This is a genomic window from Amycolatopsis sp. NPDC049688 (genome assembly GCF_040674975.1).
Classification (GTDB): Bacteria; Actinomycetota; Actinomycetes; order Mycobacteriales; family Pseudonocardiaceae; genus Amycolatopsis.
Genome location: NZ_JBFANY010000007.1, coordinates 96629 through 122594, shown reverse-complemented (window position 1 = coordinate 122594; position 25966 = coordinate 96629). Strand labels below are relative to the sequence as shown.

Here is a 25966-nt window from a genome sequence, read left to right as displayed (position 1 = left end):
CGTGCGGATCCTGCTGTTCACCGGCAAGGGGGGTGTCGGGAAGACCACGCTGGCCGCGGCCACCGGCGCCGCCCTCGCCGCCCGCGGCAGGAAGACCCTCGTCGTGTCCACCGACCCGGCGCATTCGCTCGGCGACGCCTTCGGCCGCCCGCTCGGCGCCGAACCGTCCGAAGTGGATTCGCTCCTGTCCGGTGTGCAGGTCGATTCGCGCTCCCTGGTGGACGCCACCTGGGAAGGGCTGCGCGGCCAGCTGCGGGCGGTGCTGGCCGGCGCGGGCCTGGACGACCTCGACGCCGAAGAGCTCACCGTGCTGCCCGGCGTCGACGAGCTGCTCGCGCTGACCGAGGTCCGCCGGCTGGCCGAGGACGGGCCGTGGGAGACCGTCGTCGTCGACTGCGGGCCGACGGCCGAGACGCTGCGGCTGCTGGCCCTGCCCGAAGCCGTCTCCGGCTACCTGACCCGCGCGTTCGGGCGCCGCGTCTCCGAGCCCGTGCGCCGGCTCGGCGCCCATCTCGACGGCCTGCGCGGGCTGCTCACCGACCCGGCAGTGACGACGGTCCGGCTGGTCCTGACGCCGGAGCGGGTGGTCGTCGCCGAAGCGCGGCGCACGCTCAGCTCGCTGGCCCTGCGTGGCATCGCCGTCGACGGCCTGATCGCCAACCGGCTGATGCCCGCGCCCGGCATCTGGCGCGGCGCCGCTGCCTCCTGGCTGCGCACGCGGCGGACCCAGCAGGACGCCGTGCTCGCGGACCTCGCCGCGGCCGGGATCGCGCCGGTCACCCGGGTCGAGCACCGCGCGGCCGAGCCGGTGGGGCTGCCCGCGCTGCTGGAGATCGCCGCCGAGCTGTACCGCGGCGGCGACCCGCTCGACGGCGACGGCGCGCCCGTCACCCCGCTGCTTCGCGTGCGGCCCGCCGACGGCGGGTACACCCTGCGCGTCGCGATCCCGCTCGCGCGGGACGCCGAGGTCGACCTCGCCCGCGTCGACGACGACCTGGCGATCACCGTGGACGGCTTCCGCAGGCTCATCGCCCTGCCGGAGCCGCTGCGGCCGTGCCGGATCACCGGCGCGGAATCCGACGCCGACGGCCTGGTCGTGCACCTGGCCGGGAACCGGGGACTCGGGTGAGCGAAGAGGAACACGGGCCGCGCCTGGCGGAGGAGATCCGCCTGCTCACCGAAATGGTCGCGGAGAAGGCGGCGCCGTGGCTCGAGGGGTTGCTCGCGGCCGGGCACGGCAACTTCTTTTCGGGGGTTCCGGGTGGCGGAGCCCCCGGCCCGGGGCGAAGCCCCGGTGGTTACGGGACTCCGGATGAGGCGAAACCGGACGGTTCGGCGTGCGGCTGGTGTCCGCTGTGTGCGATCGTCGCGGTGGTGCGGGGTGAGCGGCCCGAGCTGGTCGCGCGGCTGGCCGAGCAGCTCGCCCACCTGGTCGCCCTGCTGCGCGCGGTGCTCGCGGACCGCTGGGAGCCGGAGGAGGGCGTGCACATGCCCGGGTTCCGGCCCGCGCCGCGGCCCGCGGACCCGCGGACATCGCCGCGGGTGCAGCACATCGCCGTCCGCCGGCGCGACGAGTGGGAGAGCTGAGTGCGGACGATAGGGGTGGACGTCGGCGGGACGAGTGTCCGGGCCGGCGTGGTGGACGAACGCGGCTCCCTGCTCGACACGGCCCGCGTCGCGACACCGACCGAGGAAGGCGCGCTCGAGGACGCGATCGCCGGGGTGGTCGAGGACCTGCGCAACCGTCACGAGGTGTCCGGGGTGGGCCTGGCGGTGGCGGGTTTCGTGGCCCGGGACCGCCGGTCGGTGATGTTCGCCCCGCACCTGGCCTGGCGCGGCGCCCCGGTGGCGGACCGGATCGAGAAGCGGGTCGGCCTCCCGGTGCTGCTGGAGCACGACGTGAACGCGGCCATGGTGGGTGAGCACCGGTTCGGCGCGGCCCGCGGCGCCCACGTGGCGGCCCTGGTGGCGCTGGGCACGGGCATCGGCGCGGGGCTGTTGCTGGACGGCAAGCTGTTCCGCGGCGCGTACGGCGTGGCCCCGGAGCTGGGCCACCTGACGGTGGTCCGCGGCGGCCGCCCCTGCCCGTGCGGCAAGTACGGCTGCTGGGAGCGGTACTGCAGCGGAACGGCCCTGGCGGCGACGGCGGTGGAGCTCCTGGCCCGCCACCCGGGCCGCTCGACGGTCCTGGCCCCCCAGGTGGCGGGCGACCCGGGTTCGGTGACGGGCCGCCGGGTGGCCGGCGCGGCCCGCGACGGCGACCCGATCGCCCAGCTGGCGATGGCGGAGCTGGCCAAGTGGCTCGGCGAGGGCCTGGCCCTGGTGGCGGACGTGTTCGACCCGGAGATCATCGTGATCGGCGGGGGAGTGTCGGAGTCGGCACCCCTGTTTTTGGACGAGGCCCGTGAGCACTACGCCGGGGCGATCACGGGGGCGCGGCACCGGCCGCTGGCGCGGATCCGGACCGCTCACCTGGGCGACGACACGGCGATCGTCGGCGCGGCGGCGTTGGCGCTGGAGGCGGCGAAGACCCCGGTCTGAGCAGCTGGTCTCGCCGCCGGAAGGGCCCGGCGTCCGCGGAGAGGTGCTTCGCGGCCGACCTGTGACACGCTGGACCGGTGAGTCACCTGTCCGCGAGCGTCTTCGTCCGCTGTTCCTGCGGGCACGTGCACTGGGGCCGCTACGGTGCGGCCGGTCTCCTGCTCGTCGACCCCGCCCGCGGTGTCCTCCTGCAGCGCCGTGCCTGGTGGGTGCACCACGGCCGCACCTGGGCGCTGCCCGGCGGGGCCATCGAAGCGGGCGAAACCGCCGTCAAAGCAGCCGCCCGCGAAGCCTTCGAAGAAGCCTCCGTGCCTTCAGAAGCCTTCCGAGCGGTGTCGGCCTCCGTGGTGGACCATGGGGACTGGAGCTACACCACCGTCCTCGCCCTCGCCGAGGGCGCCGAGGCGCGGGTCGCCAACACCGAAAGTGCGGAGGTGCGCTGGGTGGATCCCGACGACGTCCCCGGTTACCCCCTGCACCGCGACTTCGCCGCCGCCTGGCCGGACCTGCGGGACCGCGTCGGGCAGGAGCTGGTCCTGGTCGTCGACGCCGCCAACGTCGTCGGCTCGCGCCCGGACGGCTGGTGGCGTGACCGGCACGGCGCCGCCGAACGCCTCCGCGACCAGCTCGCGAAGCTCGCCGAAGCCGGCGTGCCGGACCCGGACCACACCTCGGTGACCTGGTGGCCGCGGATCATCCTGGTCGTCGAGGGCAAGGCCAAGCACGTCGCGTCGACGCCGGGGGTCGAGGTCGTCGCCGCGGACACCGACGGCGACTCGAAGATCGTCGAGGTCGTCGCGCAGCAGAAGGGCAAAACGCTCGTCGCGACGGCCGACCGGGAGCTCAAGCGGCGCGTCGAAGCCCTCGGCGCGTCGATCCTCGGCCCCGGCACCCTCCGCACGCAGCTGGACGCGCTCTAATCCTTCGCGATCCCGTCGCGCATCTCGGCGACCAGCGACGCGACGACGGCCTTCAGGCTGCCCTTGTGCCGCTCCGCCACCGCCCGCTGCCGCCGGTAGCTGGGCCCGTACCGCAGGATCGTCTCGACGTCCCGCAGCTCCGCGACGCAGTCGAGCCGCCGCGCGACCGGCTCCAGCCGGTCCAGCAGGTCCGCCACGTCGTCGGTGACGAGCCGTTCACGCCCGGCCGCGTCCAGGATGACGATCGCGTCCGTGCCGTAGCGGGCCGCGCGCCACTTGTTCTCCTGGACGTGCCACGGCGGCAGGGTCGGCAGGACTTCGCCGTCTTCCAGGCGCTCGACGAAGTCGTCGACCAGGCACTGCGTCAGCGCCGCGATCGCGCCGACCTCCTCCAGCGTCGGCAGGCCGTCGCAGACGCGCATCTCGATCGTGCCGAGCTTCGGCGACGGCCGGATGTCCCAGCGGATCTCCGAAAAGCTGTCGATCACGCCGGTGGTGAACATGTCCTCGACGTAGCTCTCCAGCTCCGCCCACTTCCGGAACTGGAACGGCAGCCCGGCCGTCGGCAGCTGCTGGAACATCAGCGCCCGGTTCGACGCGTAGCCGGTGTCCTCGGCACCCCAGTACGGCGACGAAGCCGACAGCGCCTGCAGGTGCGGCGCGTAGTTGAGCAGCGCGTCGAGGACCGGCAGCACCTTTTCGCGGTGGTCGACCCCGACGTGGATGTGGACGCCGTAGATCAGCATCTGCCGTCCCCACCACTGGGTGCGGTCGATCAGCTTGGCGTAGCGCTCCTTGTCGGTGACCTTCTGCTGGTACCAGTTCGAAAACGGGTGCGTCCCGGCCGAGAACATCTCGACGCCGAGCGGGTCGGCGACGCCGTGCACGACGTCGAGCGAGTCGTTCAGGTCGGCCTTGGCCTCGGCGATCGTGTCGCAGACGCCGGTGATGATCTCGATCGTGTTGAGCAGCAGCTCCTGCTTGATCTTCGGGTGCTCGGCCCGGCCGTCGGGCCGGACGGCCTCGAGGATCTGCTCGGCCACCGACGACAGCTCGCCGCTGCGGCGGTCGACCAGGCCGAGCTCCCATTCCGCGCCGACGGTCGATCGCCGCGAAGGGCTGAACTCGATGTGCATCGCCGTCCGCGTCAGACCTGGGCGCCGTTGCTGGGGTCCGCGCCCGGCGGCGGACCCTGCCGGACGCGGAGCAGCAGCAGCGCGATCGAGGTGGCGAGCGCGAGGATGCCCAGCGGCGTCGCCACCGTCGGGCCGACGCCGATCGCGCCGGGCAGGATCAGCAGGAACAGCCCGGCCAGGAACAGCAGCAGGATGAGGAACGCGCCCATCTTCGGCCGGGGCAGCGGCGGCGGCTCCGGCGGGACGTAGTGCTCGTCGTCGTCCGCCGGGTCGTCGGAGAACATCGTGGTGTCCCACGACGTGCCGCCGGAGCGCCAGCCGGGCTCCGGCGGGGTCTCCACGGCCGGCGGCTCGGCGGGCCGCTCGGGCGTCTTGCGCGACTCGGCTCCCGCGGTGCCGGCCGCGTCGGCGGTGTCCTCTTCGGGCAGCCCGAACCCGCCGGCGCGCAGGTCGGCGACGATCTCGGCGAACGTCGCGTCGACGTCCTCCGGCCCGTCCTTCCCCCGGCTCATGCGGTCTCCTCCGGCTGGGCGGCGTGCGCCTTCGCGAACTCGACGCTGCGCGTGAAGATCACGTCGGCGTCGTTGTCCTGCGTCGCCACGTGGTAGCTGTTCTCCAGCACGACTTCGGTGACGTCGGTGCTCGAGACACCCCGCAGCACCAGCTGCGAGTTCACCGGCTCGACGACGTGGTCGACCGACGAGTGCAGCAGCAGCACCGGCTGCGTCACCTTCGCCAGGTCGGCGCGCACGACGGCCCACAGCTTCGCCAGGCTCGCCGCGGCCCGCACCGGCGTGCGCGGGTAGGCCAGCTCCGTCTCGCCCGGCTTCTTGATGTCGTTCGCGATCGCCGGCACCGACGGCACGATCCGGCCCAGCACCGGCAGCAGCTTCGTGTCCCACTTCAGCCGCGTCACCGACGGGTTGACCAGCACGATCCCGGCGATCCGGTCACCGAACTCCTCGGCGAGGCGCAGGGTGAGCGTGCCGCCCATCGACAGGCCGCCGACGAACACGGTCCGGCACGTCGAGAGCAGCGCGAGCAGGGCCTCGCGGACGGCGCCGTACCAGTCCTCCCACGTCGTGCGGTTGAGGTCCGGCCAGCGGGTCCCGTGCCCCGGCAGCAGCGGGCAGCGCACCGTGAACCCGGCTCCGGCCAGGTGGTCACCCCAGGCCCGCATGCTCGCCGGGGTACCGGTGAACCCGTGGCAGAGCAGGAACCCGGTATCGGCCGAACCGGTGTGGCCGAACGGTTCCGCGCCGGCGAGCACGCCCATGCGATCGCCTTCCGTGTGAGCGGGGCAGTCCCTCCATGCTCTCACGGCCGGCGGACGTTGTGGGGCTCCGCCCGGGCCCGGAATTCGCTGTGAGATCGATCGCTGCCGAAGTGGTAACCGGGTGGTCTGCGTTGTGCGGCGGCCACCGGTGTTCGTACGCTGTTCGTCTCGGGTGGACGAGGGGCTGCGGCTGCGATGGAGGACTGAGGCACCGGTGCTGTACTGGCTCATGAAGTGGGTATTCATCGGACCGCTGCTCAAGACGCTGTGGCCGACCAAGGTCGTCGGCGCGGAGAACATCCCCGAGACCGGTGGCGCGATCCTGGCCGGCAACCACCTGGCGGTCGCCGACTCCTTCTTCATGCCGCTGCGGGTCAAGCGCAAGGTCACCTTCCCGGCCAAGTCCGAGTACTTCACCGAGCCCGGCTTCAAGGGCACGCTCAAGAAGTGGTTCTTCACCGGCGTCGGCCAGTTCCCGATCGACCGGTCCGGCGGCAACGCCGCGCAGGCCGCGCTCGACACCGCGATCCGCCTGGTCAAGGCCGGCCACCTGCTCGGCATCTACCCGGAGGGCACCCGGTCCCCGGACGGCCGGCTCTACAAGGGCAAGACCGGCGTCGCCCGGATCGCCCTGGAGTCCGGCGGCGTGGTGATCCCGGTGGCGATGATCGGCACCGACAAGGTCAACCCGATCGGCTCGAAGATGTGGTGGCCGCGCCGCCTCGAAGTCCGCTTCGGCAAGCCCCTGGACTTCTCGCGCTACGAGGGCCTCGCGGGTGACCGGTTCATCGAACGGTCCATCACGGACGAGATCATGTACGCGCTCATGGAGCTGTCCGGCCAGGAGTACGTCGACATCTACGCGGCGAAGGCGAAGGAACTCCTCGCGGCGGAAGCGGCCGGCGTGAAGCCGAAGGTGCCGTCCCAGCCGGCCGCACGCGACGCGGCCCGGGTGCCGGATTCGAAGGTCGGCTGACCTACTACTGTTCACCAGTGCGTTTTTTCTACGACACCGAGTTCATCGAAGACGGCGTGACCATCGATCTGGTGTCGATCGGAGTGGTGGACGAAAACGGCCGCGAGTTCTACGCGGTCTCGACGGAGTTCGACCCCTCGAAGGCCGGTCAGTGGGTCCGCGACAACGTCCTGGACAAGCTGCCCTCGCCGGCCGACCGCGCGTGGCGCAGCCGCGAGAAGATCCGCGCCGACCTGCTGGAGTTCTTCGGCAAGCCGCCCGGCGGCATCGAGCTGTGGGCCTGGTTCGCCGCGTACGACCACGTGGCGCTGGCCCAGCTCTGGGGCCCGATGCCCGCCCTGCCGCGGCAGCTGCCGCGGTTCACCCGCGACCTGCGTCAGCGCTGGGAGGACGCGGGCAAGCCGAAGCTCCCGGCCGCCCCCACCGACCAGCACGACGCGCTCGCGGACGCGAAGCACAACCTGGCCCGCTGGGCGGTCATCGAGGAGTACTTCCACCGCCGCTGATCCGGGCGGCGACGCCGTCGAGGAGGAACTCGAGGCCGGCCCGGAAGGTTTCGCCGGCGTCCAGGTGCGGGCCGTCGCGGACCATCGACTCCACCGCGGGGAACCGGCCGGCGGCGAAGACGCGCTCCAGGTAGGGCCCGTAGGCGGCCTGCCACTGGCGCTGGTCCAGCCCGCTGGCCCGCTCGGCCCGGCGTTCGGCGATCTCCCGGCGTACCGCGCCGATCACGTACGCGTTGACCGCGGAGATCGCCGGCACGGCGATGTCCAGGTCGAGGTCCTTCAGCCCGGTCAGGACGGCGTCGCCGCTCGCGAGGGTGTTCGGCCCGAGCTGGGGCCGCCCGCCGAGCAGGTCGGCGAGCCATTCGTGCCGGTGCACGGCCCGGCGGGTGGTTTCGGCCAGCGAGCGCAGCACCTCGCGCCAGCCGTCGCCGTCCGGCCGGATCCCGGCGTAGACCGCGTCGACCATCAGGTCGAGCAATTCCTCCTTGGTGTCGATGTAGCCGTACAGCCGCATCGGCCCGACGTCCAGCGCGCCGGCGACCTTCCGCAGTGACACCGCGTCCAGGCCGTCCGCGTCGGCCAGCCGGACCGCCGCCCGGACGATCGCCTCCCGGCTCAGCGGCGCCGGCGCCGGCCGCCCCGGCGGCTCGGGTCGTTCCCACACCAACATGCCGGGGACGATACATCGCCTTTCGCGATACAGTGTATTGAGAGATACAGCGTATCGAAGGGACGACGATGACCATCGCCATCATCGGAGCCGGCATGGGCGGCCTGGCTCTGGCCCGGGTCCTGCACGTCCACGGCATCGAAGCGGCCGTGTACGAGCGCGAACCGGCGCGCGACGCCCGCGACCAGGGCAGCATGCTCGACATCCACTCAGGACAGCGCGCGCTGCGCGAAGCCGGTCTGCTCGAGGAGTTCTTCGCGATCGCGCGCGGCGAGGGCCAGGACATGCGGCTGCTCGAACCGGACGGCACCCTGCTGCTGCAGGAGGACACGCCCGACGACGCACCGCTCCTGCGGCCCGAAGTGGACCGCGCCGACCTGCGCAACCTGCTGCTGGACTCGCTTCCCGAGGGCACGGTCCGCTGGGGACACGCGTACGAGTCGGCTGCCGACGGCGTGGTGCACTTCGACGGCGGCCGCAGCGCGCGGTACGACCTGCTGGTCGGCGCGGACGGCGCGAACTCCCGCGTCCGCGCCCTGCTCACCGACGCCCGCCCGGCGCACCTCGGCCAGAACGTCGTGGAGCTCGGCATCCCCGACGTCGACCGCACGCACCCCGGCCTGGCGGCCATGGTGGGCCGCGGCAACTACTGGGTCTTCGGCGACGGGATTTCCCTGGCGGCCCAGCGCAACGGCGACGGCCGCGTCCGCATCGGCATCAGTTTCTACAACACCCCGGAGGACTGGTTCGAGACGACCGGCATCCGCTTCGACGACCCCCCGGCGGTCCGTGCCCGCCTGATCGAACTGCTCCCCGGCTGGGACGCCGGGATCACGGCGTTGATCGAGGCGTGCGACGACCGGGTGGCCCCCCGGACGCTCAAGACGCTCCCGGTCGGGTTGACCTGGCCGAGCCGCCCGGACGTGACGCTCCTCGGCGACGCGGCGCACCTGATGCCCCCGGTGGGCGAGGGGGCGAACATGGCCCTGCTGGACGGCGCACTGCTGGCTTTGGCCCTGGTGGCCCACCCGGACGACCAGGCGGCGGCGATCGAGGAGTACGAGCGCGAGATGTTCGAGAGAACCGGCGCCGCGGCCCGGATGTCGGCGGGGATGCAGGAGCTGCTGATGTCCCCGGATGCGGCGCAGCGGCTGCTGGAGTTTTTTCAGCCGGGTTGAGGTACCGGGGGTGGGGGTCGTGCGGCCGGGCCGGGGTGGCGGTCCGGCCGCACGGACGAAAACTGTCGGTGGCCACCGGTAACGTGAAAACCGGGGATCCCCCGGGCGGGGACCCCCGTGTGGTGCGCACACCACCGGGGGCCCGGAACCGGCACCCTCAGCGTCGCGCCCGCACCGCCGAAGCCAGCTCGTCGAGCAGCGGCGCCGTGTCGTCCCAAGCCAAGCACGCATCCGTGATCGACTGCCCGTAGGTCAGCTCCTCCGCGTGCCCCAGCGAAAGCTCCTGCCGCCCCCCGGCCAGGAAGCTCTCCATCATCAGCCCCGAAATCCCGCGTTCCCCACCGGCGATCCGCTCGGCCAGCTCCCGGACCACCGCACCCTGCCGCACGTGGTCCTTGCCGCTGTTCCCGTGCGAAGCGTCGATGATCACCCGCTCCGGCAGCCCCGCCTTCGCCAGCCGCGCCAGGGTGTCGGCCACAGTCGAAGCGTCGTAGTTGGGTCCCCCGTTGTGACCCCGCAGGATCACGTGGCAGTCCGGGTTGCCCGACGTCGTCAGGAGCGCCGCCAGGCCGTCGGTGTTGATGCCCGGGAACACGTGGCTGGCCGCCGCCGCGCGGGTGGCGTCGATCGCCACCTGGACGTCGCCCTCCGTCGAGTTCTTGATGCCCACCGGCATCGACAGGGCGCTGCACAGCTGGCGGTGCACCTGGCTCGCCGCCGTCCGCGCGCCGATCGAGCCCCACGTCACGATGTCCGCGATGAACTGCGGCGTGATCGGGTCGAGGAACTCGCACCCCACCGGCAGGCCCAGCGCCGAGACGTCGAGCAGCAGCTTCCGCGCCATCCGCAGGCCCTTGTTGACGGCGAACGTGCCGTCGAGGTCCGGGTCGTTGATCAGGCCCTTCCAGCCCAGCGTCGTCCGCGGCTTCTCGAAGTACACGCGCATCACGACGTGCAGCTCGCCGCGCAGCTCCTCGGCCTTCGCGGCCAGCCGGCGGGCGTAGTCGAGGGCCGCCTCGGGGTCGTGCACCGAGCACGGGCCGACCACCACGAGGAGCCGGTCGTCGCGGCCCTCGAGGATGTCGACCGTCTCGGCGCGGCCGTGGCGCACGACCTTCGCGACGGCGGCATCGGCCGGATGGTCTTCGCGCAGCAGCGCGGGCGAAATGAGCGGGCTGATCGACGTGGTGCGCGCGGCATCGAGATCACCGATGGTGGCCGGTCCGGCGGAGAGCGTCATGGCGGGGGTGTTCCTTCCTGGTGGACACCGACCCGCGGGGGACTCGCCGAGCCGGTTGCGAAATCCGGCTCGGGGTGGGAGTCAGCGCAGGTTCACGCCGCCGTGCCCACCCGGGGCCGGCTTCGTAAACCAGAAATAGCGCTGCATGCGCATCAACGTAGCACAGCCGTCACGAGGACCGATCCGGCAGGTGGTATGCCCTGCACCGATCAAGACGGGAGCCGCTACGCTGGCGTCTGACGAAATGTGACTGTCATCTCCCGAGAACAGACGGAGGCTTCTCATGCGTGTCGGTGTGCTGACCGGCGGCGGCGACTGCCCGGGGCTCAACGCGGTGATCCGCGCGGTGGTGCGCAAGGGCATCGAGGTGCACGGCTGGGACTTCGTGGGCTTCCGCAACGGCTGGAACGGCCCGCTCACCGGCGACAGCCGCCCGCTGGGCCTGAACGACGTCGAGGACATCCTCACCCGCGGCGGCACCATCCTGCGGTCCTCGCGCACCAACCCGTACAAGGTCGAGGGCGGTGTCGACAAGATCAAGCAGGTCCTCGCCGACCAGGGCGTCGACGCGCTGATCGCGATCGGCGGCGAGGACACCCTCGGCGTCGCGAAGCGGCTGACCGACGACGGTGTCGGCGTCGTCGGTGTACCCAAGACGATCGACAACGACCTCGGCGCCACCGACTACACCTTCGGCTTCGACACCGCGGTCTCCATCGCGACCGAGGCGATCGACCGGCTGCACACCACGGCGGAGTCGCACCACCGCGCCCTCGTGGTCGAGGTCATGGGCCGCCACGCCGGCTGGATCGCGCTGCACTCCGGCCTGGCCGGCGGCGCGAGCGTGATCCTGGTGCCGGAGAAGCACTTCAACGTCGACCAGGTCGTCTCCTGGGTCGAGCGCCGCTTCGAGAAGGAGTTCGCGCCGATCATCGTCGTCGCCGAGGGCGCGCTGCCCGAGGGCGGCGAGGAGAAGCTGCTGACCGGCGAGAAGGACGCCTTCGGGCACGTCCGCCTGGGCGGCATCGGCACCTGGCTGGCCGACGAGATCGCCCACCGCACGGGCAAGGAGTCCCGCGCGGTCGTGCTGGGCCACGTCCAGCGCGGCGGCACCCCGACGGCCTACGACCGCGTGCTGGCCACCCGCTTCGGCCTCAACGCGGTCGACGCGGTCGCCGACGGCGACTTCGGCGTGATGGTCGCCCTCAAGGGCACGGACATCGTCCGCGTGAAGCTGTCCGAGGCGACGGCCGAGCTGAAGACGGTCCCGGTCGAGCGCTACCAGGAAGCCGAAGTCTTCTTCGGCTGAGTTGCCCCGCCGAAGGGCCGTCCCGGGAAGCCCCGGGGCGGCCCTTCGCGCGTTCAGGGGTTGCCGATCCCGTGCAGGGTGGTGCTGTTCCAGGTGATCCCGAGGACCGGACGGCCGGTGGTGTCCTTCGCCGTAGGTGCTCTTGTGCAGGTAGGCGAGCATGGCGTCGGCGTCCGCGGGCAGGTCCGCGGGGGCAGCCGGGTGCGGCACACACCGGCTCGTCCCGCCGCGGCACGGAACGGGCGATCCGGGTTCACGCCTAGATGCGGGCCAGCCGCTCCAGCACGCCGACCGCGGCGGCGATGTCGTCGGTGAGCGGCCGGTCGTCGACGCTCGGATCCAGCACGGCCGACGCCGCTTCGAACGCGTCCCGCACCGGCAGTTCCACCAGGTCCGCCTCCCGCATCCGCAACGCCCGCACCGCCGCCACCAGCTCGCACGCCAGCACCTGCTGGTACGCCGAGCACGCCGCGGTCGCCGCGCGGGCCGCCTGGGTCGAGAAGCTCGCGTGGTCCTCGATGCCGCGGGAGACCACCGCCGTGCCGAGCGTGGCCGGGAGCGCCGCCTGGCGCAGCTCCGTCAGGGCGTCGTGGGCCACGTACTCCAGGATCATCACGCCCGAGCTGCCCGGCGGCCCCGCCGCCAGGAACGGCCGCAGGCCGGTGAACTCCGGCTCCACCAGGTCGCCCAGCCGCGCCACCGACAGCTCCGCCACCTGGTGCACCGTCGCGCGGGCCTGGTCCAGCGCCGTCGACACGTACGCCGTGTGGAAGTGCGCGTGGTGGTAGGCGTCGCCGTGCACCGTCGAGATCATCGGGTTCTCGGTGCTCGCGTTGATCTCCACGGCGAGGACGTCCCGCAGGTAGTGGATCGCGTCCAGCGCGGGGCCCTGGACCTGCGGGAACGCCCGCAACCCGAACGGGTCCTGGAGCCGCCGTCCCGGCTTGGGCGTCTGGTGCATGCCCAGCAGCCGCCGCATTTCGGCCGCGCAGGCGACCTGCCCGGCGTGCGGACGCGCTTCGTGCACCGGCGTCGCGTACGCCTCGGGGTTGCCGTCCAGCGCGACGTACGTCAAGGCCGCGACGGCGTGGCTCGCCCTGGTCAGCGTGTCCAGCCGCATCGCCGCGAGGGTCGCTTCGGCGAGCGTTGCCGCGTTGCTGCTCATGAACGCCAGCGCGTCGCCCGCCCGCACCGGCACCGGGGGCACGTCCCCGGTGACCCACGGCCGCTCGCCGGTCAGCGCGAGCGCCGCCTCGGCCAGCGGGGCGAGGTCGCCGGTGCCGATCGCGCCGAGCCGGTGCACCAGCGGCCGTGCGCCGGTGCGGACCGCTTCGGCCAGCGCGCCGATCAGCTCGGGGCTGATCCCGGACCGGCCGGCCAGCAGCTGGTTGAGCCGGATCAGCAGCATCGCGCGCACGTGCCCCGGCGGCATCTCGTCACCGCTGCCGCCGGCGTGGCTGCGCAGCAGCCGCAGGCCGTGCTCGGTCGAGCTTTCGACGGAGTCGTCCTTGTTGGCGCCGACGCCGGTGGTCCGGCCGTAGACCACCCGGCGCGTGCTCAGGTCTTCGGCCAGCTTCCACGCGTGCTCGGCTTGCCGCAGCGCGGCGATCGAGACGTCGATGCCCAACGGGCCCTCGGTGCGCGCCGCGGCCACCACGTCCGCGCACCGCAGGGTCCGGCCGTCCACCCGGATCAAGGCAGCCTCCTTCCGACTGCCCTCACTATGCGGCTAGGACGACGGCGGCTGCCAGGGCGGCACCGGCCAGTCCCAGTGCGGGACGGGCTCGTGCAGGTCGGGTTCGGCGCCGGGGGCGGAGAAGATGACGGCCAGGCGGCTGCCCCACTCGAGGTAACCGGCGAACGCGGCCCGGAACTCCGGGTCGCCGGGCAGTCCGGTCTCGTCGGCCGCGTCGAGCAGCAGGGTCACCCACCGGCGGCGCTGCTCCTCGGTGATCCCGCGGCCGAGGTGGCGGCCGATCATGTGGGCGTGCCCGCCGTGGCTCGCGGAGTACTCGGCCGGCCCGCCGAAAACCTCGCCGAGCCAGACGGCGACGTGCTCGGCGTGGTGCGGGTCCATGTGGCGGAAGACCGGTTCGAGCAGCGGATCTTCGACGACGTGGCCGTAGAAGACGGTCAGCAGCTTCACGAGGGCTTCGTGGCCACCGGCCCAGTCGTAGAGGGTCGGCGTGGTTTTTGGCACGATCACCCGCACCAGGCAACCAGTGGTTCCCCGGCCGGGCAACCACGTACTTTCCGGTGCGTAGGGGAGAGCGGGATGAAGCGGTACCACTGCGCGACGGAACTGGCGGTCGACCTCATCGGCGGCAAGTGGAAACCGGTGATCCTGGCGCACCTGAAGGAGGGGGCCCACCGCTACGGCGAGCTGCGGCGCCGGATGCCGGGGGTGAGCGAGAAGATGCTGACCCAGCAGCTGCGCGAGCTCGCCGCGGACGGCATCGTCCGCCGCGAGGAGTTCGACGGCCGGCTCCCGCACGTCGAGTACCACCTGACGGAGGTGGGGGAGGAGCTGCGGCCCGCGCTGACGGCGCTGTACGAGTGGGGCGAGCGCCGTGCGGCGGAACGCGGGATCACCTTCGGCTGAGGACCGGGCGGCTCAGGTCTCGTCGAGTCGGCGTTCCAGCGCGTCCAGCCGGTCCGACCAGAAGCGGCGGTAGGGCGCGAGCCAGGCGTCGACCTCGGCCAGCGGTTCCGGGCGCAACGCGTAGCACCGCCGCTGCGCCGCCACCCGGACCGTCACCAGCCCGGCTTCGCGCAGCACCCGCAGGTGCTTGGACACCGCGGGCTGGCTCAGCTCCAGCTGCTCGACCAGCTCGCCGACCGACCGCTCGCCGTCGCGCAGGAGGTCGAGGATCGACCGGCGCCGGGGCTCGGCGAGGACGTCGAAAGTCTGCATCACCCCTGAAATGTGCTCCGCCGGGCATATTCCTGTCAAGGAATGTGGATCTGCCGTGGTCTGAACCATTGACCTAGTGGTCTAGTCCACTTACGGTGAGTGTGGTCCCCACCACTCCGGCACCGACGCCGTGAGTAATTCCCCGGAGGGAGAACGCATGTCCCGATTCCGCAGGAAAAGCTTCTCGGCCCTGCTGACCGTGGCGGCCGCCGCGGGCCTGGTCGCGGGCGGGGTCACCGCCCCGGCCGCCACCGCCGCGACCGAGGCGTCCGTCGGCAAGGTGGTCGGCTACTTCACCGAATGGGGGGTCTACGACCGCAACTACCACGTCAAGAACATCGAGACGTCGGGCTCGGCGGCCAAGCTGACCCACATCAACTACGCGTTCGGCAACGTGACGAACGGCGGCTGCGCGATCGGCGACGCCTATGCCGACTACCAGAAGACCTACGACGCCGCGGGCAGCGTCGACGGCGTCGCCGACACCTGGGACCAGCCGCTCGCCGGCAGCTTCAACCAGCTCAAGAAGCTCAAGGCCAAGCACCCCGGCCTCAAGGTGCTCTGGTCCTTCGGCGGCTGGACGTGGTCGGGTGGCTTCGGGCAGGCCGCCCAGAACCCCACGGCGTTCGCGAACTCCTGCTACAACCTGGTCAACGACCCGCGCTGGGCCGGCGTCTTCGACGGCATCGACATCGACTGGGAGTACCCGAACGCCTGCGGCCTGAGCTGTGACACCAGCGGCGCGGCGGCGTTCAAGAACCTGATGAGCGCGCTGCGGGCGAAGTTCGGGTCGAAGCTGGTGACCGCGGCGATCACCGCCGACGGCACGAGCGGCGGCAAGATCGACGCGGCCGACTACGGCGGCGCGGCGCAGTACGTCAACTGGTACAACGTGATGACCTACGACTACTTCGGCGCCTGGGCCGCCCAGGGCCCGACGGCCCCGCACTCGCCGCTGACTTCGTACTCGGGCATCCCGACGGCCGGCTTCTACTCCGACGCGGCGATCCAGAAGCTCAAGAGCAAGGGCGTCCCGTCGAGCAAGCTGCTGCTGGGCATCGGGTTCTACGGCCGCGGCTGGACCGGCGTCACGCAGAGCGCCCCGGGCGGCACCGCGACCGGCCCGGCACCCGGCAAGTACGAGCAGGGCATCGAGGACTACAAGGTCCTCAAGACGTCCTGCCCGGCGACCGGCACGATCGCCGGCACCGCGTACGCCAAGTGCGGCAGCAACTGGTGGAGCTACGACACCCCGGCGACCATCGCGGGCAAGATCTCCTACGCCAAGGCCCAGGGCCTGGGCGGCGCGATGTTCTGGGAGCTGTCGGGCGACACCGCGAACGGCGAGCTGATCACCGCCGTCGCGAAGTAGCGAGCGCGGGGGCACCGGCGAAAACCGTCGGTGCCCCCGTTTACTGTCGTCCGCGTGAAGTTCAGCGGATTCGGCGAGTACGCCATCGACTTCTACGACGGCCTCGTCGAGGACAACTCCAAGCCCTACTGGGACGACCACGTCGAGACCTACAAGTCCGACGTCCGTGCCCCGATGGAGGCGCTGCTGGCCGAGCTGGCGCCCGAGTTCTCCGACGGCTTCGGCGAGCCCAAGGTGTTCCGCCCCTACCGGGACGTCCGGTTCGCCAAGGACAAGACGCCGTACAAGACCCACTGCGGCGGGGTGATCGAGCAGGGCCGCGGCGGTGGCGCCTACTACGTCGAGGTCGGGCCGGAGGGCCTGCGCGTCGGCGGTGGCTGCTTCTACCTGGCCGCCGACCAGGTCGCCCGGTTCCGCAAGGCGGTCGACACGGAGCTGCACGGCGAGGCCCTGCGCAAGATCCTCGCCAAGCTGGAACGGGCGGGCTGGGAGGTCAAGGGCGACCGGCTCAAGTCGAAGCCGCGCGGGTTCGACGCCGACCACCCGCGCCTGGACCTGCTGCGCTACCGCTCGGTGTACGCCGTCCGCGGCTGGGAGCCCGACGACGTCCTGCACGAACGGGGCGCCCTCGACCGGGTCCGCAAGGCCTGGCGGCAGCTTCGGGAGTTCAACGAATGGGCCCGTGACCGGGTCGGCCCCAGCGAACAGCCCCGTCGCTGAGGGTGATCTGAGCCCGCAGGTTTCTGAACATCTTCTTGAACATTCGGGATCGGTACAGACGAACGCGCGAAGAGGGTCTACGCTATGTGGACGTGAGCCGACGCGCGAAGATCGTTTGTACCCTGGGCCCCGCCACCGCGACCCCGGAGAAAATGCGGGCCCTGGTGGATGCCGGCATGGACGTGGCCAGAATGAACTTCAGCCACGGCAGCCACAGCGACCACAAGGAGGTCTACGACCTCATCCGGTCCGCGGCCGCCGAGAGCGGGCGGGCGGTCGGCGTCCTCGCCGACCTGCAGGGCCCGAAGATCCGCCTGGGCACGTTCGCCGGCGGTCCGGTCGAGTGGCACAACGGCGACATCGTCCGGATCACCGTCGAGGACGTCGCCGGCACCCACGACCGCGTCTCCACCACCTACAAGGGCCTGGCGAAGGACGCCAAGCCCGGTGACCGGCTGCTCGTCGACGACGGCAAGGTCGGCCTGGTGGTCCGCAAGGTCGAGGGCCCGGACGTGGTCTGCGAGGTCACCGAAGGCGGCCCGGTCAGCAACAACAAGGGCGTCTCGCTGCCCGGCATGGACGTCTCCGTGCCCGCCCTCTCCGACAAGGACATCGAGGACCTCGAGTTCGCGCTCGAGCTGGGCGTCGACTTCATCGCCCTGTCCTTCGTCCGCTCGCCGGCCGACATCGACCTGGTCCACCAGGTGATGGACCGGGTCGGCAAGGGCCGGCTGCCGGTCGTCGCCAAGATCGAGAAGCCCGAAGCCGTCTACAACCTCGAAGCCATCGTGCTGGCCTTCGACGCGGTGATGGTCGCCCGCGGCGACCTCGGCGTCGAGCTGCCGCTGGAGCAGGTCCCGCTGGTGCAGAAGCGCGCCATCCAGATCTGCCGCGAGAACGCGAAGCCGGTCATCGTCGCGACGCAGATGCTCGAGTCGATGATCAACAACTCCCGGCCGACCCGCGCCGAGGCCTCCGACGTCGCGAACGCGGTCCTCGACGGCACCGACGCGGTGATGCTGTCCGGCGAGACCAGCGTCGGCCGCTACCCGATCGAGACCGTGCAGACGATGGGCCGGATCATCGAGGCGGTCGAGACCGACTCGCCGATCGTGCCGCCGCTGTCGCACGTCCCGCGCACCAAGCGCGGCGTGATCTCCTACGCCGCCCGCGACATCGGCGAGCGGCTCAACGCGAAGGCCCTGGTCGCGTTCACGCAGTCCGGTGACACCGTGCGCCGCCTCGCGCGGCTGCACACCCGGCTGCCGCTGCTGGCGTTCACCCCCGAGGAGTGCGTCCGCAGCCAGCTGTCGATGACCTGGGGCACCAACACCCACATCGTCCCGCAGGTCAACTCGACCGACCAGATGATCCAGCAGGTCGACCACGCCATGCTGGAGATGGGCAAGTACCAGAAGGGCGACCTGGTCGTCATCGTGGCCGGCTCGCCGCCGGGCACCGTCGGGTCGACCAACCTGATCCGCGTGCACCGCCTCGGTGAAGACGACCACGCATAAGGGACGCGTCACCCGTTCAGCGCATAAGGTCTGGCCATGACTGAAATGGCCAGGGCCGCCGCCGAACAGGAAACCCCCGGTGGCGGCCAGCCGGTGCTCGACCGCCTGATCGCGCTGCTCGACCTGGAGAAGATCGAAGAGAACATCTTCCGCGGCGTCTCGCCCGCCCACTCGCCGGTGCGGGTGTTCGGCGGGCAGGTCGCCGGCCAGGCGCTGGTCGCGGCCGGGCGCACGGTGCCCGAGGAACGCCGGGTCCACTCGCTGCACGCGTACTTCATCCGCGGCGGTGACCCCAGCGTGCCGATCGTGTACGAGGTCGACCGGATCCGCGACGGCCGGTCGTTCACCACCCGCCGGGTGGTGGCGATCCAGCACGGCAAGGCGATCTTCTCGCTCTCGGCGTCGTTCCAGACCGACGAGGCGGGCATCGAACACGCCGAGGAGATGCCGGCGGACGTCCCGGCGCCGGAGACGCTGCCGACGCTGATGGAACGCGCCGAGGGCTACGCGATCGGCGCGCACGCCCGGCCGCGGCCGATCGACGTGCGGTACGTCAACGAGCCGCCGTGGATCACCCGCGAGACCGGCGAGCGGCCCGCCCGCAACCGGGTGTGGATGCGCGCCGACGGCAAGCTGCCCGCCGACCAGCTGCTGCACGTGTGCGTGCTCACCTACGCCTCCGACATGACCCTGCTGGACTCGGTGCTCGCGCGCCACGGCGTCTACTGGGACACCGACAAGGTGCTCGGCGCCAGCCTCGACCACGCACTGTGGTTCCACCGGCCGTTCCGCGCCGACGAGTGGTTCCTCTACGACAGCGCCTCGCCGACCGCGTCCGGGGCCCGTGGTCTGGCCACCGGCCGGTTCTTCGCGCAGGACGGCACGCTGATCGCGACGGTCGTCCAAGAAGGACTCTTGCGCGTCTTGTGAAGTTCGCCGGGAAATCACCCTTCCGGGCGATGAATAGCTCGAATATTGGTCGCGGGAAAAGGGCATTCGGCCCACGTGAGGGGGCCGGGACCGATCGGGGGACGGCCCCGGACCCCTTCGCCCGGCGACCGGGCGGCACTTCGTGCGATCATCGTCTACCCTGCTCAGAGGCCGGTTGAAGCCACAGGCGGCCGACTGTCGAGCGCCCGTTGCAGTGCAGGGTGCGAGCGTACAAGAGCATTTTGCAAATTGCAGATCCGGTGCCGGCAATCGCCTCGTGTTAATGCTCCACCGAGTCTGCGACCGGCTGGTTAGATACAGGAACGTCGAGATCCGGAGGTGCCGCGATGGCAAGGGGACAGAGCCCCACGGTTCGCCGCCGGAGGCTCGCGGGGGAGCTGCGCCGGCTCCGCGAGGCCGCGGACCTCACCATCGACGAGGTGGGGGAGAAGCTCGAGTGCTCCGCCTCGAAGATCAGCCGCATCGAAACCGGCCACGTCGGGGTCACCCCGCGTGACGCCCGGGACATGCTGGCCCTCTACGGGATCACCGGCGACGAGCAGGAGGCGCTCGTCCAGCTGGCCAGGGAGGCCCGCAAGCGCGGCTGGTGGCACGCCTACAACGAGGTCTTCACCGGCACCTTCGTCGGGCTCGAAGCCGACGCCAGCTCACTGCGGGCGTTCCAGGCGCTGCTGGTGCCGGGGCTGCTGCAGACCGAGCGGTACGCCCGCGCGGTGATCCGCGCGCTGCGGCCGGACGCCGAGGAAGCCGAGATCCGCCGGCGCGTCGCCGCCCGGATGGCGCGCCAGGAACTGCTGTCCGAGACCCCGCCGCCGGAGTACTGGGCGGTGATGGACGAGGCCGTGCTGCGCCGCGTGGTCGACGGACCCGAGGTGATGGCCGAGCAGCTCTACCGCATGGTCGCCGTCGCCGAGAAACCGAACGTGACCATCCAGGTCGTGCCGTTCGGCGCCGGCGCGCACCCGGGCATGGAGGGCCCCTTCCTGATCATGGGCTTCCCCGAGCAGGCCGACCCGGACGTCGTCTACGTCGACGACAGCACGTCCAGCGGCCTCTACCTGGAGGAACCCTCAGACGTCCGGCGCTACGGGCTGATGTTCGACCATCTGCGCGCGGCCGCACTGAAGCCGGACGACTCGGTGGAGCTGATCGCCGAGGCGGCCGGACGGTTCGCCGAACAGGCGGCCGTACCGGCTCCGGTGCACCAACTGGAACCGAGGACACAGTAAGGAGTGGGGACCATGGAAGCAGAACTCTCCGCGGCGCGGTGGCGCAAGAGCAGCCACAGCGGTGGCGGCAACGACTGCGTCGAGGTCGCGTTCGTCGGCGGCGGCGCCGCGGTGCGCGACTCGAAGGACCCCGAAGGGGGTGCGTTCCGCCTGCCCGCGTCGGGTTGGCAGGGGCTGCTGGCCGCGGTGCGGACCGGCGGCCCGGCGCTCGACTGAGGCGCTCGGGAAGACCCCTTACCCCCGCCGAGCTGGGCTTGGCCGGGAGTAAGGGGTCTTTTCGTGCCCAGGCATACGTGATCACCCGATGCCCGGGGTGCTCCCTCAGGACGAACCTGAGTGTCACCAACGACGGAGACAGGGGAACACGATGCACAGCGATCTGATGCTCGACGCAGTCCGGGCCGAAGCGGCCTACCGGGCCGAGGAACTGCGGAAGGCCGGGCGCAGCGCCTGGGCCGCCCGCGCCCGCCGCGCCGTCCGCCACCTGCGGGCCGCGCACAGCGACGTCGACGTACCGAAGCAGGAGCGCCGCGAGGCCACGCGGGAGACCGCGGGCGTCGGCGAGACCGCCCGGTAAGCGGCGGTGAAGGTGTCAAAGGCGATAAGCGGTCGGAAACCGGCAGGGACATCTGGGGCTTCGCCCCAGGTCGGGGGCTTCGCCACCCGAACCCCTGAAAAAATGTCGGTGGGGTGAGCAACAATGCTCCTCGTGCCCCGACTCGGCTCCGGAATCCCGCTCGTCGCCCGTACCCACGAGATGCGGCGGCTCCGCGCCGCCTTCGCCCGGGCCGAACGGGGCGAAGCCGGCGCGGTGCTGCTCTCGGGGGACGCCGGGGTCGGCAAGACCCGGCTGCTGACCGCGCTCGGCGAGCACGTCGCCGGCTGCAGTGGGCTCGTGCTCACCGGCCGCTGCATCGACGTCCGCGAGGGTGGTCTTCCTTATCTTCCGTTCGCCGAGGCGCTGGCCCCGCTGGGCAGCGCGACGGACCCGGCGGTCGCCGCCGCGGTGCGGGCCCGGCCGGCGCTCGGGCGGCTGCTGCCGCAGGGCCCCGGCTTCGAGGAGCCCCGGACGGCCGAACACCCGCCGATGACCTCCAACGACCGGGAAACCATGGTGCGTCCCCGGCCGGAGCAGGACCTCGGTCAGCTGCAGTTGTTCGACGCGGTACTGGGGGTGCTGACCGAGATCGCCGAGTCGCGCCCGGTGGTGGTCCTGCTGGAGGACCTCCACTGGGCCGACGCGTCGACCCGCAACCTGCTGTCGTTCCTGCTCAGCCGGCTGCGGGCGCAGCGGCTGCTGGTCGTGGGCAGCTACCGCGAGGAGGACGTGCACCGCCGTCACCCGCTGCGCGGCGTGCTCTCGGAGCTGGTCCGGCTGGCCACGGTCGAGCGCGTCGACCTGCATCCCTTCGGCGCGGCCGACGCCCGCCGGTTCGTCGAGGCGCTGGCCGACGAGCCGCTGCCGTCGGACGTCGTGGCCGACATCGTCAGCCGTTCGGAAGGCAACCCGTTCTTCGCCGAGGAGCTGCTCGCCACCAAGACCGAGTGCAACGACCTGCCCGCCGGGCTGGCCGAGGTGCTGCTGTCCCGGCTCGAGCGGCTCTCCCCGGACGCCCGCCGGGTCGCGCGGGTGATCTCGGTGGCCAACGAACCCGTCATGCACGCCGCCCTCGCCGAGGTCTCCGGGCTGGGGGAGCTCGAGCTCGACGACGCGTTGCGCGAAGCCGTCCAGCACCACGTGCTGGTGGTGCTGTCCGACGGCTCCTACACGTTCCGGCACGCGTTGCTGCAGGAAGCGGTGTACGGCGACCTGCTGCCCGGGGAGCGGTCGCGCACGCACGCGGCGTACGCGGCGCGGATCAAGGCGCGGCCCCAGGGGCGCGGCCACGACGCGAAGCTCGCCTACCACTCGATGCAGAGCAGCGACCTGGTCACGGCGCTGCCGGCGTTGCTGCGCGCGATGGACGAGGCCGAGAAGCTCGGCGCGCCCGGGTCGGCGCTGCAGCACGTCGAGCAGGCGCTGTCCATCTGGGACGCCGTCGCCCCGGCGGACCGGCCCGCCGACTTCGACGAGCTGCGGCTGCTGTACGAGGCGTCCTACTTCGCGGGCACGTCGGGCGAGCCCGAGCGGGCCGTCGCCTTCGCCCGCTCGGCGTCCCAGGCGCTGACCCCGGAGATCCCGATCGACCGCGCCGCCAAGGTGTGGCGGCGGCTGGCGGACGCGCTGCTCGCCCTGGAGGGCACCCTCGAGGAGGCCGTCGCGGCCATCGACCGGGCCTGGGACCTGGTCAAGGACACCGAGCCCAGCTCGGCGCGGGCCTGGGTGCTGGCCAGCCGGGCCGGGTTCCTGCGGATCCTCGAAGAGCCCGGGGCGGCCCTGGACAGCGCGCAGATGGCGGTCGCCGACGCGCAGGCCGTCGGCGCGGCGGGAGCGGAGGCGTCGGCGCTGGTCACCCTGGGCACGCTGGCCGACTCGCGGGGCGAGCCGGCCGAGGCGCGCGAGTGGTTGCGCAAGGCCGAGCGCAAGGCGCGCGACGCCGGAGCGCTGAACACGGAGATCCGGGCCATCTACTTCCTCGCGCTCAGCTACGACGACGAAGCGGCGTTCACCGAAGCGCTGGAGCACGCCGCGCGCGGCGTCGCCCGTGCCGAAGAATCCGGGCTGAGCTGGAGCTCGTTCGGGCTCGAACTGCGGGCGCGGCACCTGATGCTGCGCTACCTGACGGGTGACTGGCCGGACGAGAGCGCCGGCCGGGCCGGGCGCGGGGTGTCCAGCGCGGTCGCCGCGCGGATCCAGGCCATCTGGTCGCTGTTCGTCGTCGCCCGCGGCCGGTTCGACGAGGGCGCGAAGCTGCTCGGCGGGCTGCGGCAGCACTGGACGGCGGACATGCAGATCCCACTGTCGGCCGGAGCCGCCGGGATCGAGCTGGCGTACTGGCGCGGCGACCACGGCGAGGCGGTCCGCCGGGCCGAAGACCTCATCGGCTGGCTGGAACGCATCGAATCGGGTCTGCTGGCCGGCATCCGGGTGGCCACGCTGGGCGTGACGGCCGCGGCCGCGCTGGCCGCCGGCGCCCGGGCCCACGGCGACCGGGCCGCGGCCGACGCGGCGATCGCGGCCGGCGAGCGGATGCTGACCCACGGCCGGATGTGCGCGGTCGTCGGCCAGCCGCGTTCGGGGACGCTCGGCCCGGAAGGCCGGGCGTGGCTGGCCCGGCTCGAGGCGGCGGCGTCGTGCCTGTCCGGCCGCGGCGACGCGGCGAAGTGGGCGGCCACGGCGGAGGCGTTCGGCTACGGCGCGGTGTACGAGCAGGCGGTCTGCCGCTGGCACGAGGCCGAGGCGTTGCTGGCCGCGGACGCCGACGCCCGCCCCGCCTTGGAGGCGGCGCACGCGGTGGCGGTCCGCCTCGGCGCGATCCCGCTGCGCGACGCGGTCCGCGACCTGGCGCACCGCGCCCGCGTCGACCTGGCGGGCGCGGAACCGGTGGCCCCGGCCCGCGACGTCACCGACCCCCTGACCGACCGCGAACGCGACGTCCTGGAGCGCGTCGCCCTGGGCCGCACGAACCGCCAGGTCGGCGAAGAGCTGTACATCAGCGAAAAAACAGTGAGCGTCCACCTCTCCCGCGTGATGGCCAAACTCGGCGCCAGCCGCCGCGCCGAAGCAGTCGCGATCGCCTACGACCGCGGCCTCCTGACGGCCCCCACCGCCGAACACGCGTGATCAGAGTGTCAACTCACGTGATTGAAGGGTCGACACGCGTGATTGCAGGGTCGACACGGCCGGGCCCGCCGGTTTCGCCGTGTCGACCCTGCAATCACGAGTGATGACCTTCCAATCACGCGTGATGACCCTTCAATCACGTCAGCGGGGGAGGCGGCGGAGGGCTTTGAGGCCGAATGTCATGCCGCGGGACCAGAGGGAACCCGGGACTGCGCGGGGTGGGCGGAGGGCCAGGCCGCGCTGGAGGGCGATCGACTGGGACTCCGTGTACTTCAGGAGGCCCTCGGCGCCGTTGCGGCGGCCGACGCCCGAGTCCTTCATGCCGCCCATCGGGACGCCGACGCTGCCGAACGTCGCCGCGTAGCCCTCGTTGACGTTGACCGTCCCGGCCTTCAGCCGCGCCGCGACCTCCCAGGCCGCGCGCCCGTTGCGGGACCAAACACTCGCGTTGAGGCCGAACGGCGTGTCGTTGGCCCGCTCGATCGCGTCGGTGACGTCGGTGTAGCCGTAGATCGACACCACCGGCCCGAACGTCTCCTCCGCGAACGGCAGCATGTCCGGCGTGACCCCCGAAAGCACCGTCGGCTCGTAGAACAGCGGGCCGAGGTCGGGCCGCGCGCGGCCGCCGGTGAGCACCGACGCGCCCTTCGCGCGGGCGTCCTCGACGTGCGCCGACACCGCCGCGAGCTGCTCTTCCGACGTCAGGGAGCCCATCTGGGCCTGGTAGTCCAGCGCACCGCCCAGCCGCAACGCCGCCGTCCGGGCCACGAACGCGCGGGTGAACTCGTCGCGGATGTCCTCGTGGACGTAGATCCGCTCGACCGAAACGCACAGCTGCCCGGCCGAGGAGAAGCACGCCGTCACCGCGCCCGTCGCGGCCTTGGCGACATCGGCGTCGGGCAGCACCACCATCGGGTTCTTGCCGCCGAGCTCCAGCGAGTACGACGTCAGCCGCTTCGCCACCTGGCCGGCCAGCTCCTTGCCGGTCGGCGTGGAACCGGTGAAGCACAGGTAGTCCGACTCCTCGACCAACGCGGTGCCGATCTTCGACCCGCGGCCGAGCACGATCTGCCACGTCCCGGCGGGCAGCCCGGCCTCCTCGGCGAGCTCGTGCAGCCACAGCGCCGAAAGCGCCGTCTGGTTGTCCGGCTTCTGCACCACGGCGTTCCCCGCGGCCAGTGCCGGCAGGACGTCCATCGCGGTCAGCGCGAGGGGGTAGTTCCACGGCGAGATGATCCCGACGACACCCTTGGGGTGCCGGATCTCGCCCGCGCGGGTCAGGCCGGGGATGACCCCGGCGACGCGGCGGGGCGCGAGGAGCTTCGGGGCGTGCTTGCCGTAGTAGGCCGCCACCAGCGCGGTCGCGCTGACCTCGTCGAACGCGTCGAGCCGGGCCTTGCCCGCCTCGACCTGGACCAGGTCGAGGACCTCGTCCTGCTTCGCGAGCACGAGGTCGTGCAGCCGGGTGAGGACGCGGGCGCGGTCGGCGGGGGAGCGGTCCGCCCACGCCCGCTGCGCCGTCCGCGCGCTGCCGAACACCGCGCGGACGTCGGCGTCGGTGGCCTGCGGCAGGGTCGCGATCGGCTGCCCGGTGAAGGGCGCGGTCATCCGGATCGGCGCCGAGTCCGCGCCCCCGGCTACGCGGGCGACGAGCTGGGCCGCCCGTGCCGAGCCGGGCGCCCCGGCGACGCCGCCGACGGTCGGCGGCAGCGGGGTGTCTTCGACGGCCTTCGCGGGGGTCGTGCTGGTCATGACGTCTCCGTTCCACGGCGTCCGGAGGTTACCGA

The 25966-nt window shown here is 72.1% G+C and carries 26 protein-coding genes; 17 read left to right on the top strand and 9 right to left on the bottom strand.

Going from position 1 to position 25966, the window contains the following annotated elements; translation table 11 throughout:
- Position 1: 1 nt before the first annotated feature.
- From AB0J55_RS23875 to AB0J55_RS23860, 4 genes are all read left to right on the top strand, one after another.
- Complete coding sequence (locus AB0J55_RS23875; protein ID WP_364252297.1) at positions 2-1129, top strand: ArsA family ATPase; 1128 nt, start codon at positions 2-4, stop codon at positions 1127-1129.
- Complete coding sequence (locus AB0J55_RS23870) at positions 1126-1587, top strand: hypothetical protein (protein WP_364252294.1); 462 nt, start codon at positions 1126-1128, stop codon at positions 1585-1587. Before AB0J55_RS23875 ends, AB0J55_RS23870 begins: the two co-directional genes overlap by 4 nt.
- Before the next feature lie 15 nt (positions 1588-1602).
- The gene (locus tag AB0J55_RS23865) at positions 1603-2541 is read left to right on the top strand and encodes an ROK family protein (RefSeq protein ID WP_364253071.1); all 939 of its coding nucleotides are present in this window, start codon (positions 1603-1605) and stop codon (positions 2539-2541) included.
- A 77-nt stretch (positions 2542-2618) separates the two neighbouring features.
- A complete protein-coding gene (locus AB0J55_RS23860; protein ID WP_364252291.1) occupies positions 2619-3461 on the top strand; it encodes an NUDIX hydrolase in 843 nt (280 codons plus the stop codon).
- Here the strand turns inward: AB0J55_RS23860 and AB0J55_RS23855 are convergent.
- Genes AB0J55_RS23855 through AB0J55_RS23845 form a run of 3 tightly spaced genes read right to left on the bottom strand, consistent with a single transcriptional unit; the run spans position 3458 to position 5873 of the window.
- The gene (locus AB0J55_RS23855) at positions 3458-4597 is read right to left on the bottom strand and encodes a glutamate--cysteine ligase (RefSeq protein ID WP_364252288.1); all 1140 of its coding nucleotides are present in this window, start codon (positions 4595-4597) and stop codon (positions 3458-3460) included. The genes AB0J55_RS23860 and AB0J55_RS23855 overlap by 4 nt on opposite strands.
- Positions 4598-4608: 11 nt before the next feature.
- Entirely contained in the window at positions 4609-5109 is a 501-nt protein-coding gene (locus AB0J55_RS23850; protein WP_364252285.1) for a hypothetical protein, read from the bottom strand.
- Complete coding sequence (locus AB0J55_RS23845) at positions 5106-5873, bottom strand: alpha/beta fold hydrolase (protein ID WP_364252282.1); 768 nt, start codon at positions 5871-5873, stop codon at positions 5106-5108. The genes AB0J55_RS23850 and AB0J55_RS23845 overlap by 4 nt, the downstream gene beginning before the upstream one ends.
- Positions 5874-6087: 214 nt before the next feature.
- Here AB0J55_RS23845 and AB0J55_RS23840 point away from each other — a divergent pair, with 214 nt between their 5' ends.
- Both AB0J55_RS23840 and AB0J55_RS23835 read left to right on the top strand, forming a co-directional pair.
- Positions 6088-6849, top strand: a complete 762-nt coding sequence (locus tag AB0J55_RS23840) for a lysophospholipid acyltransferase family protein (RefSeq protein WP_364252279.1) — start codon at positions 6088-6090, stop codon at positions 6847-6849.
- A 17-nt stretch (positions 6850-6866) separates the two neighbouring features.
- The gene (locus AB0J55_RS23835) at positions 6867-7355 is read left to right on the top strand and encodes a polyadenylate-specific 3'-exoribonuclease AS (RefSeq protein WP_364252276.1); all 489 of its coding nucleotides are present in this window, start codon (positions 6867-6869) and stop codon (positions 7353-7355) included.
- Here the strand turns inward: AB0J55_RS23835 and AB0J55_RS23830 are convergent.
- Complete coding sequence (locus tag AB0J55_RS23830) at positions 7327-8025, bottom strand: TetR/AcrR family transcriptional regulator (RefSeq protein ID WP_364252273.1); 699 nt, start codon at positions 8023-8025, stop codon at positions 7327-7329. The two genes, AB0J55_RS23835 and AB0J55_RS23830, sit on opposite strands and share 29 nt — an antisense overlap.
- Positions 8026-8093: 68 nt before the next feature.
- Between AB0J55_RS23830 and AB0J55_RS23825 the strand changes: the two genes are divergently transcribed.
- Positions 8094-9203, top strand: coding sequence for an NAD(P)/FAD-dependent oxidoreductase (locus AB0J55_RS23825; RefSeq protein ID WP_364252270.1), 1110 nt, complete (start codon positions 8094-8096; stop codon positions 9201-9203).
- 157 nt (positions 9204-9360) lie between these two features.
- Here AB0J55_RS23825 and AB0J55_RS23820 read toward each other — a convergent pair whose 3' ends face one another.
- On the bottom strand, positions 9361-10443 hold the full coding sequence (locus AB0J55_RS23820; protein WP_364252267.1) for a 3-deoxy-7-phosphoheptulonate synthase: 1083 nt from the start codon (positions 10441-10443) through the stop codon (positions 9361-9363).
- Between the two features lie 283 nt (positions 10444-10726).
- Here AB0J55_RS23820 and AB0J55_RS23815 point away from each other — a divergent pair, with 283 nt between their 5' ends.
- On the top strand, positions 10727-11752 hold the full coding sequence (locus AB0J55_RS23815) for a 6-phosphofructokinase (protein ID WP_364252264.1): 1026 nt from the start codon (positions 10727-10729) through the stop codon (positions 11750-11752).
- Positions 11753-12011: 259 nt separating this feature from the next.
- Here AB0J55_RS23815 and AB0J55_RS23810 read toward each other — a convergent pair whose 3' ends face one another.
- Both AB0J55_RS23810 and AB0J55_RS23805 read right to left on the bottom strand, forming a co-directional pair.
- A complete protein-coding gene (locus AB0J55_RS23810) occupies positions 12012-13448 on the bottom strand; it encodes an aromatic amino acid ammonia-lyase (RefSeq protein WP_364252261.1) in 1437 nt (478 codons plus the stop codon).
- Between the two features lie 33 nt (positions 13449-13481).
- Positions 13482-13958, bottom strand: a complete 477-nt coding sequence (locus AB0J55_RS23805; protein WP_364252258.1) for a group II truncated hemoglobin — start codon at positions 13956-13958, stop codon at positions 13482-13484.
- Between the two features lie 69 nt (positions 13959-14027).
- On the opposite strand from AB0J55_RS23805, the gene AB0J55_RS23800 reads away from it, so the two are divergent.
- Positions 14028-14354 (top strand): helix-turn-helix domain-containing protein, encoded by a 327-nt coding sequence (locus tag AB0J55_RS23800; RefSeq protein WP_364252255.1) that lies wholly within the window; start codon positions 14028-14030, stop codon positions 14352-14354.
- Positions 14355-14366: 12 nt separating this feature from the next.
- Here AB0J55_RS23800 and AB0J55_RS23795 read toward each other — a convergent pair whose 3' ends face one another.
- Complete coding sequence (locus AB0J55_RS23795; protein WP_364253068.1) at positions 14367-14666, bottom strand: metalloregulator ArsR/SmtB family transcription factor; 300 nt, start codon at positions 14664-14666, stop codon at positions 14367-14369.
- Between the two features lie 157 nt (positions 14667-14823).
- On the opposite strand from AB0J55_RS23795, the gene AB0J55_RS23790 reads away from it, so the two are divergent.
- From AB0J55_RS23790 to AB0J55_RS23755, 8 genes are all read left to right on the top strand, one after another.
- Entirely contained in the window at positions 14824-16038 is a 1215-nt protein-coding gene (locus AB0J55_RS23790) for a glycoside hydrolase family 18 protein (RefSeq protein ID WP_364252252.1), read from the top strand.
- A gap of 54 nt (positions 16039-16092) precedes the next feature.
- Positions 16093-16758: a DUF2461 domain-containing protein gene (locus AB0J55_RS23785; RefSeq protein WP_364252249.1), complete on the top strand. Its 666-nt coding sequence runs from the start codon at positions 16093-16095 to the stop codon at positions 16756-16758.
- A gap of 92 nt (positions 16759-16850) precedes the next feature.
- On the top strand, positions 16851-18275 hold the full coding sequence (gene pyk / locus AB0J55_RS23780) for a pyruvate kinase (RefSeq protein WP_364252246.1): 1425 nt from the start codon (positions 16851-16853) through the stop codon (positions 18273-18275).
- A gap of 36 nt (positions 18276-18311) precedes the next feature.
- A complete protein-coding gene (gene tesB / locus AB0J55_RS23775; RefSeq protein WP_364252243.1) occupies positions 18312-19205 on the top strand; it encodes an acyl-CoA thioesterase II in 894 nt (297 codons plus the stop codon).
- Between the two features lie 347 nt (positions 19206-19552).
- Positions 19553-20455, top strand: a complete 903-nt coding sequence (locus AB0J55_RS23770; RefSeq protein WP_364252240.1) for a helix-turn-helix transcriptional regulator — start codon at positions 19553-19555, stop codon at positions 20453-20455.
- A 12-nt stretch (positions 20456-20467) separates the two neighbouring features.
- Positions 20468-20671, top strand: a complete 204-nt coding sequence (locus tag AB0J55_RS23765) for a DUF397 domain-containing protein (RefSeq protein ID WP_364252237.1) — start codon at positions 20468-20470, stop codon at positions 20669-20671.
- A 151-nt stretch (positions 20672-20822) separates the two neighbouring features.
- The gene (locus AB0J55_RS23760) at positions 20823-21032 is read left to right on the top strand and encodes a hypothetical protein (protein WP_364252234.1); all 210 of its coding nucleotides are present in this window, start codon (positions 20823-20825) and stop codon (positions 21030-21032) included.
- Positions 21033-21155: 123 nt separating this feature from the next.
- Positions 21156-24179, top strand: coding sequence for an AAA family ATPase (locus AB0J55_RS23755; RefSeq protein ID WP_364252231.1), 3024 nt, complete (start codon positions 21156-21158; stop codon positions 24177-24179).
- Positions 24180-24320: 141 nt separating this feature from the next.
- On the opposite strand, the gene AB0J55_RS23750 is transcribed toward AB0J55_RS23755, so the two are convergent.
- Positions 24321-25931 (bottom strand): succinic semialdehyde dehydrogenase, encoded by a 1611-nt coding sequence (locus AB0J55_RS23750; protein ID WP_364252228.1) that lies wholly within the window; start codon positions 25929-25931, stop codon positions 24321-24323.
- Between the last annotated feature and the right edge of the window lie 35 nt (positions 25932-25966).

Excerpts from the sequence above, each read along its gene's own strand:
- AB0J55_RS23760 (WP_364252234.1), top strand. The coding sequence starts at position 20,823 with ATGCACAGCGATCTGATGCTCGACGCAGTCCGGGCCGAAGCGGCCTAC.
- AB0J55_RS23820 (WP_364252267.1), bottom strand. The coding sequence starts at position 10,443 with ATGACGCTCTCCGCCGGACCGGCCACCATCGGTGATCTCGATGCCGCG.
- AB0J55_RS23800 (WP_364252255.1), top strand. The coding sequence starts at position 14,028 with ATGAAGCGGTACCACTGCGCGACGGAACTGGCGGTCGACCTCATCGGC.
- AB0J55_RS23825 (WP_364252270.1), top strand. The coding sequence starts at position 8,094 with ATGACCATCGCCATCATCGGAGCCGGCATGGGCGGCCTGGCTCTGGCC.
- AB0J55_RS23765 (WP_364252237.1), top strand. The coding sequence starts at position 20,468 with ATGGAAGCAGAACTCTCCGCGGCGCGGTGGCGCAAGAGCAGCCACAGC.
- AB0J55_RS23755 (WP_364252231.1), top strand. The coding sequence starts at position 21,156 with ATGCTCCTCGTGCCCCGACTCGGCTCCGGAATCCCGCTCGTCGCCCGT.
- AB0J55_RS23830 (WP_364252273.1), bottom strand. The coding sequence starts at position 8,025 with ATGTTGGTGTGGGAACGACCCGAGCCGCCGGGGCGGCCGGCGCCGGCG.
- AB0J55_RS23790 (WP_364252252.1), top strand. The coding sequence starts at position 14,824 with ATGTCCCGATTCCGCAGGAAAAGCTTCTCGGCCCTGCTGACCGTGGCG.
- AB0J55_RS23795 (WP_364253068.1), bottom strand. The coding sequence starts at position 14,666 with ATGCAGACTTTCGACGTCCTCGCCGAGCCCCGGCGCCGGTCGATCCTC.
- AB0J55_RS23855 (WP_364252288.1), bottom strand. The coding sequence starts at position 4,597 with ATGCACATCGAGTTCAGCCCTTCGCGGCGATCGACCGTCGGCGCGGAA.
- AB0J55_RS23845 (WP_364252282.1), bottom strand. The coding sequence starts at position 5,873 with ATGGGCGTGCTCGCCGGCGCGGAACCGTTCGGCCACACCGGTTCGGCC.
- AB0J55_RS23850 (WP_364252285.1), bottom strand. The coding sequence starts at position 5,109 with ATGAGCCGGGGGAAGGACGGGCCGGAGGACGTCGACGCGACGTTCGCC.
- AB0J55_RS23815 (WP_364252264.1), top strand. The coding sequence starts at position 10,727 with ATGCGTGTCGGTGTGCTGACCGGCGGCGGCGACTGCCCGGGGCTCAAC.
- AB0J55_RS23750 (WP_364252228.1), bottom strand. The coding sequence starts at position 25,931 with ATGACCAGCACGACCCCCGCGAAGGCCGTCGAAGACACCCCGCTGCCG.
- AB0J55_RS23770 (WP_364252240.1), top strand. The coding sequence starts at position 19,553 with ATGGCAAGGGGACAGAGCCCCACGGTTCGCCGCCGGAGGCTCGCGGGG.
- tesB (WP_364252243.1), top strand. The coding sequence starts at position 18,312 with ATGACTGAAATGGCCAGGGCCGCCGCCGAACAGGAAACCCCCGGTGGC.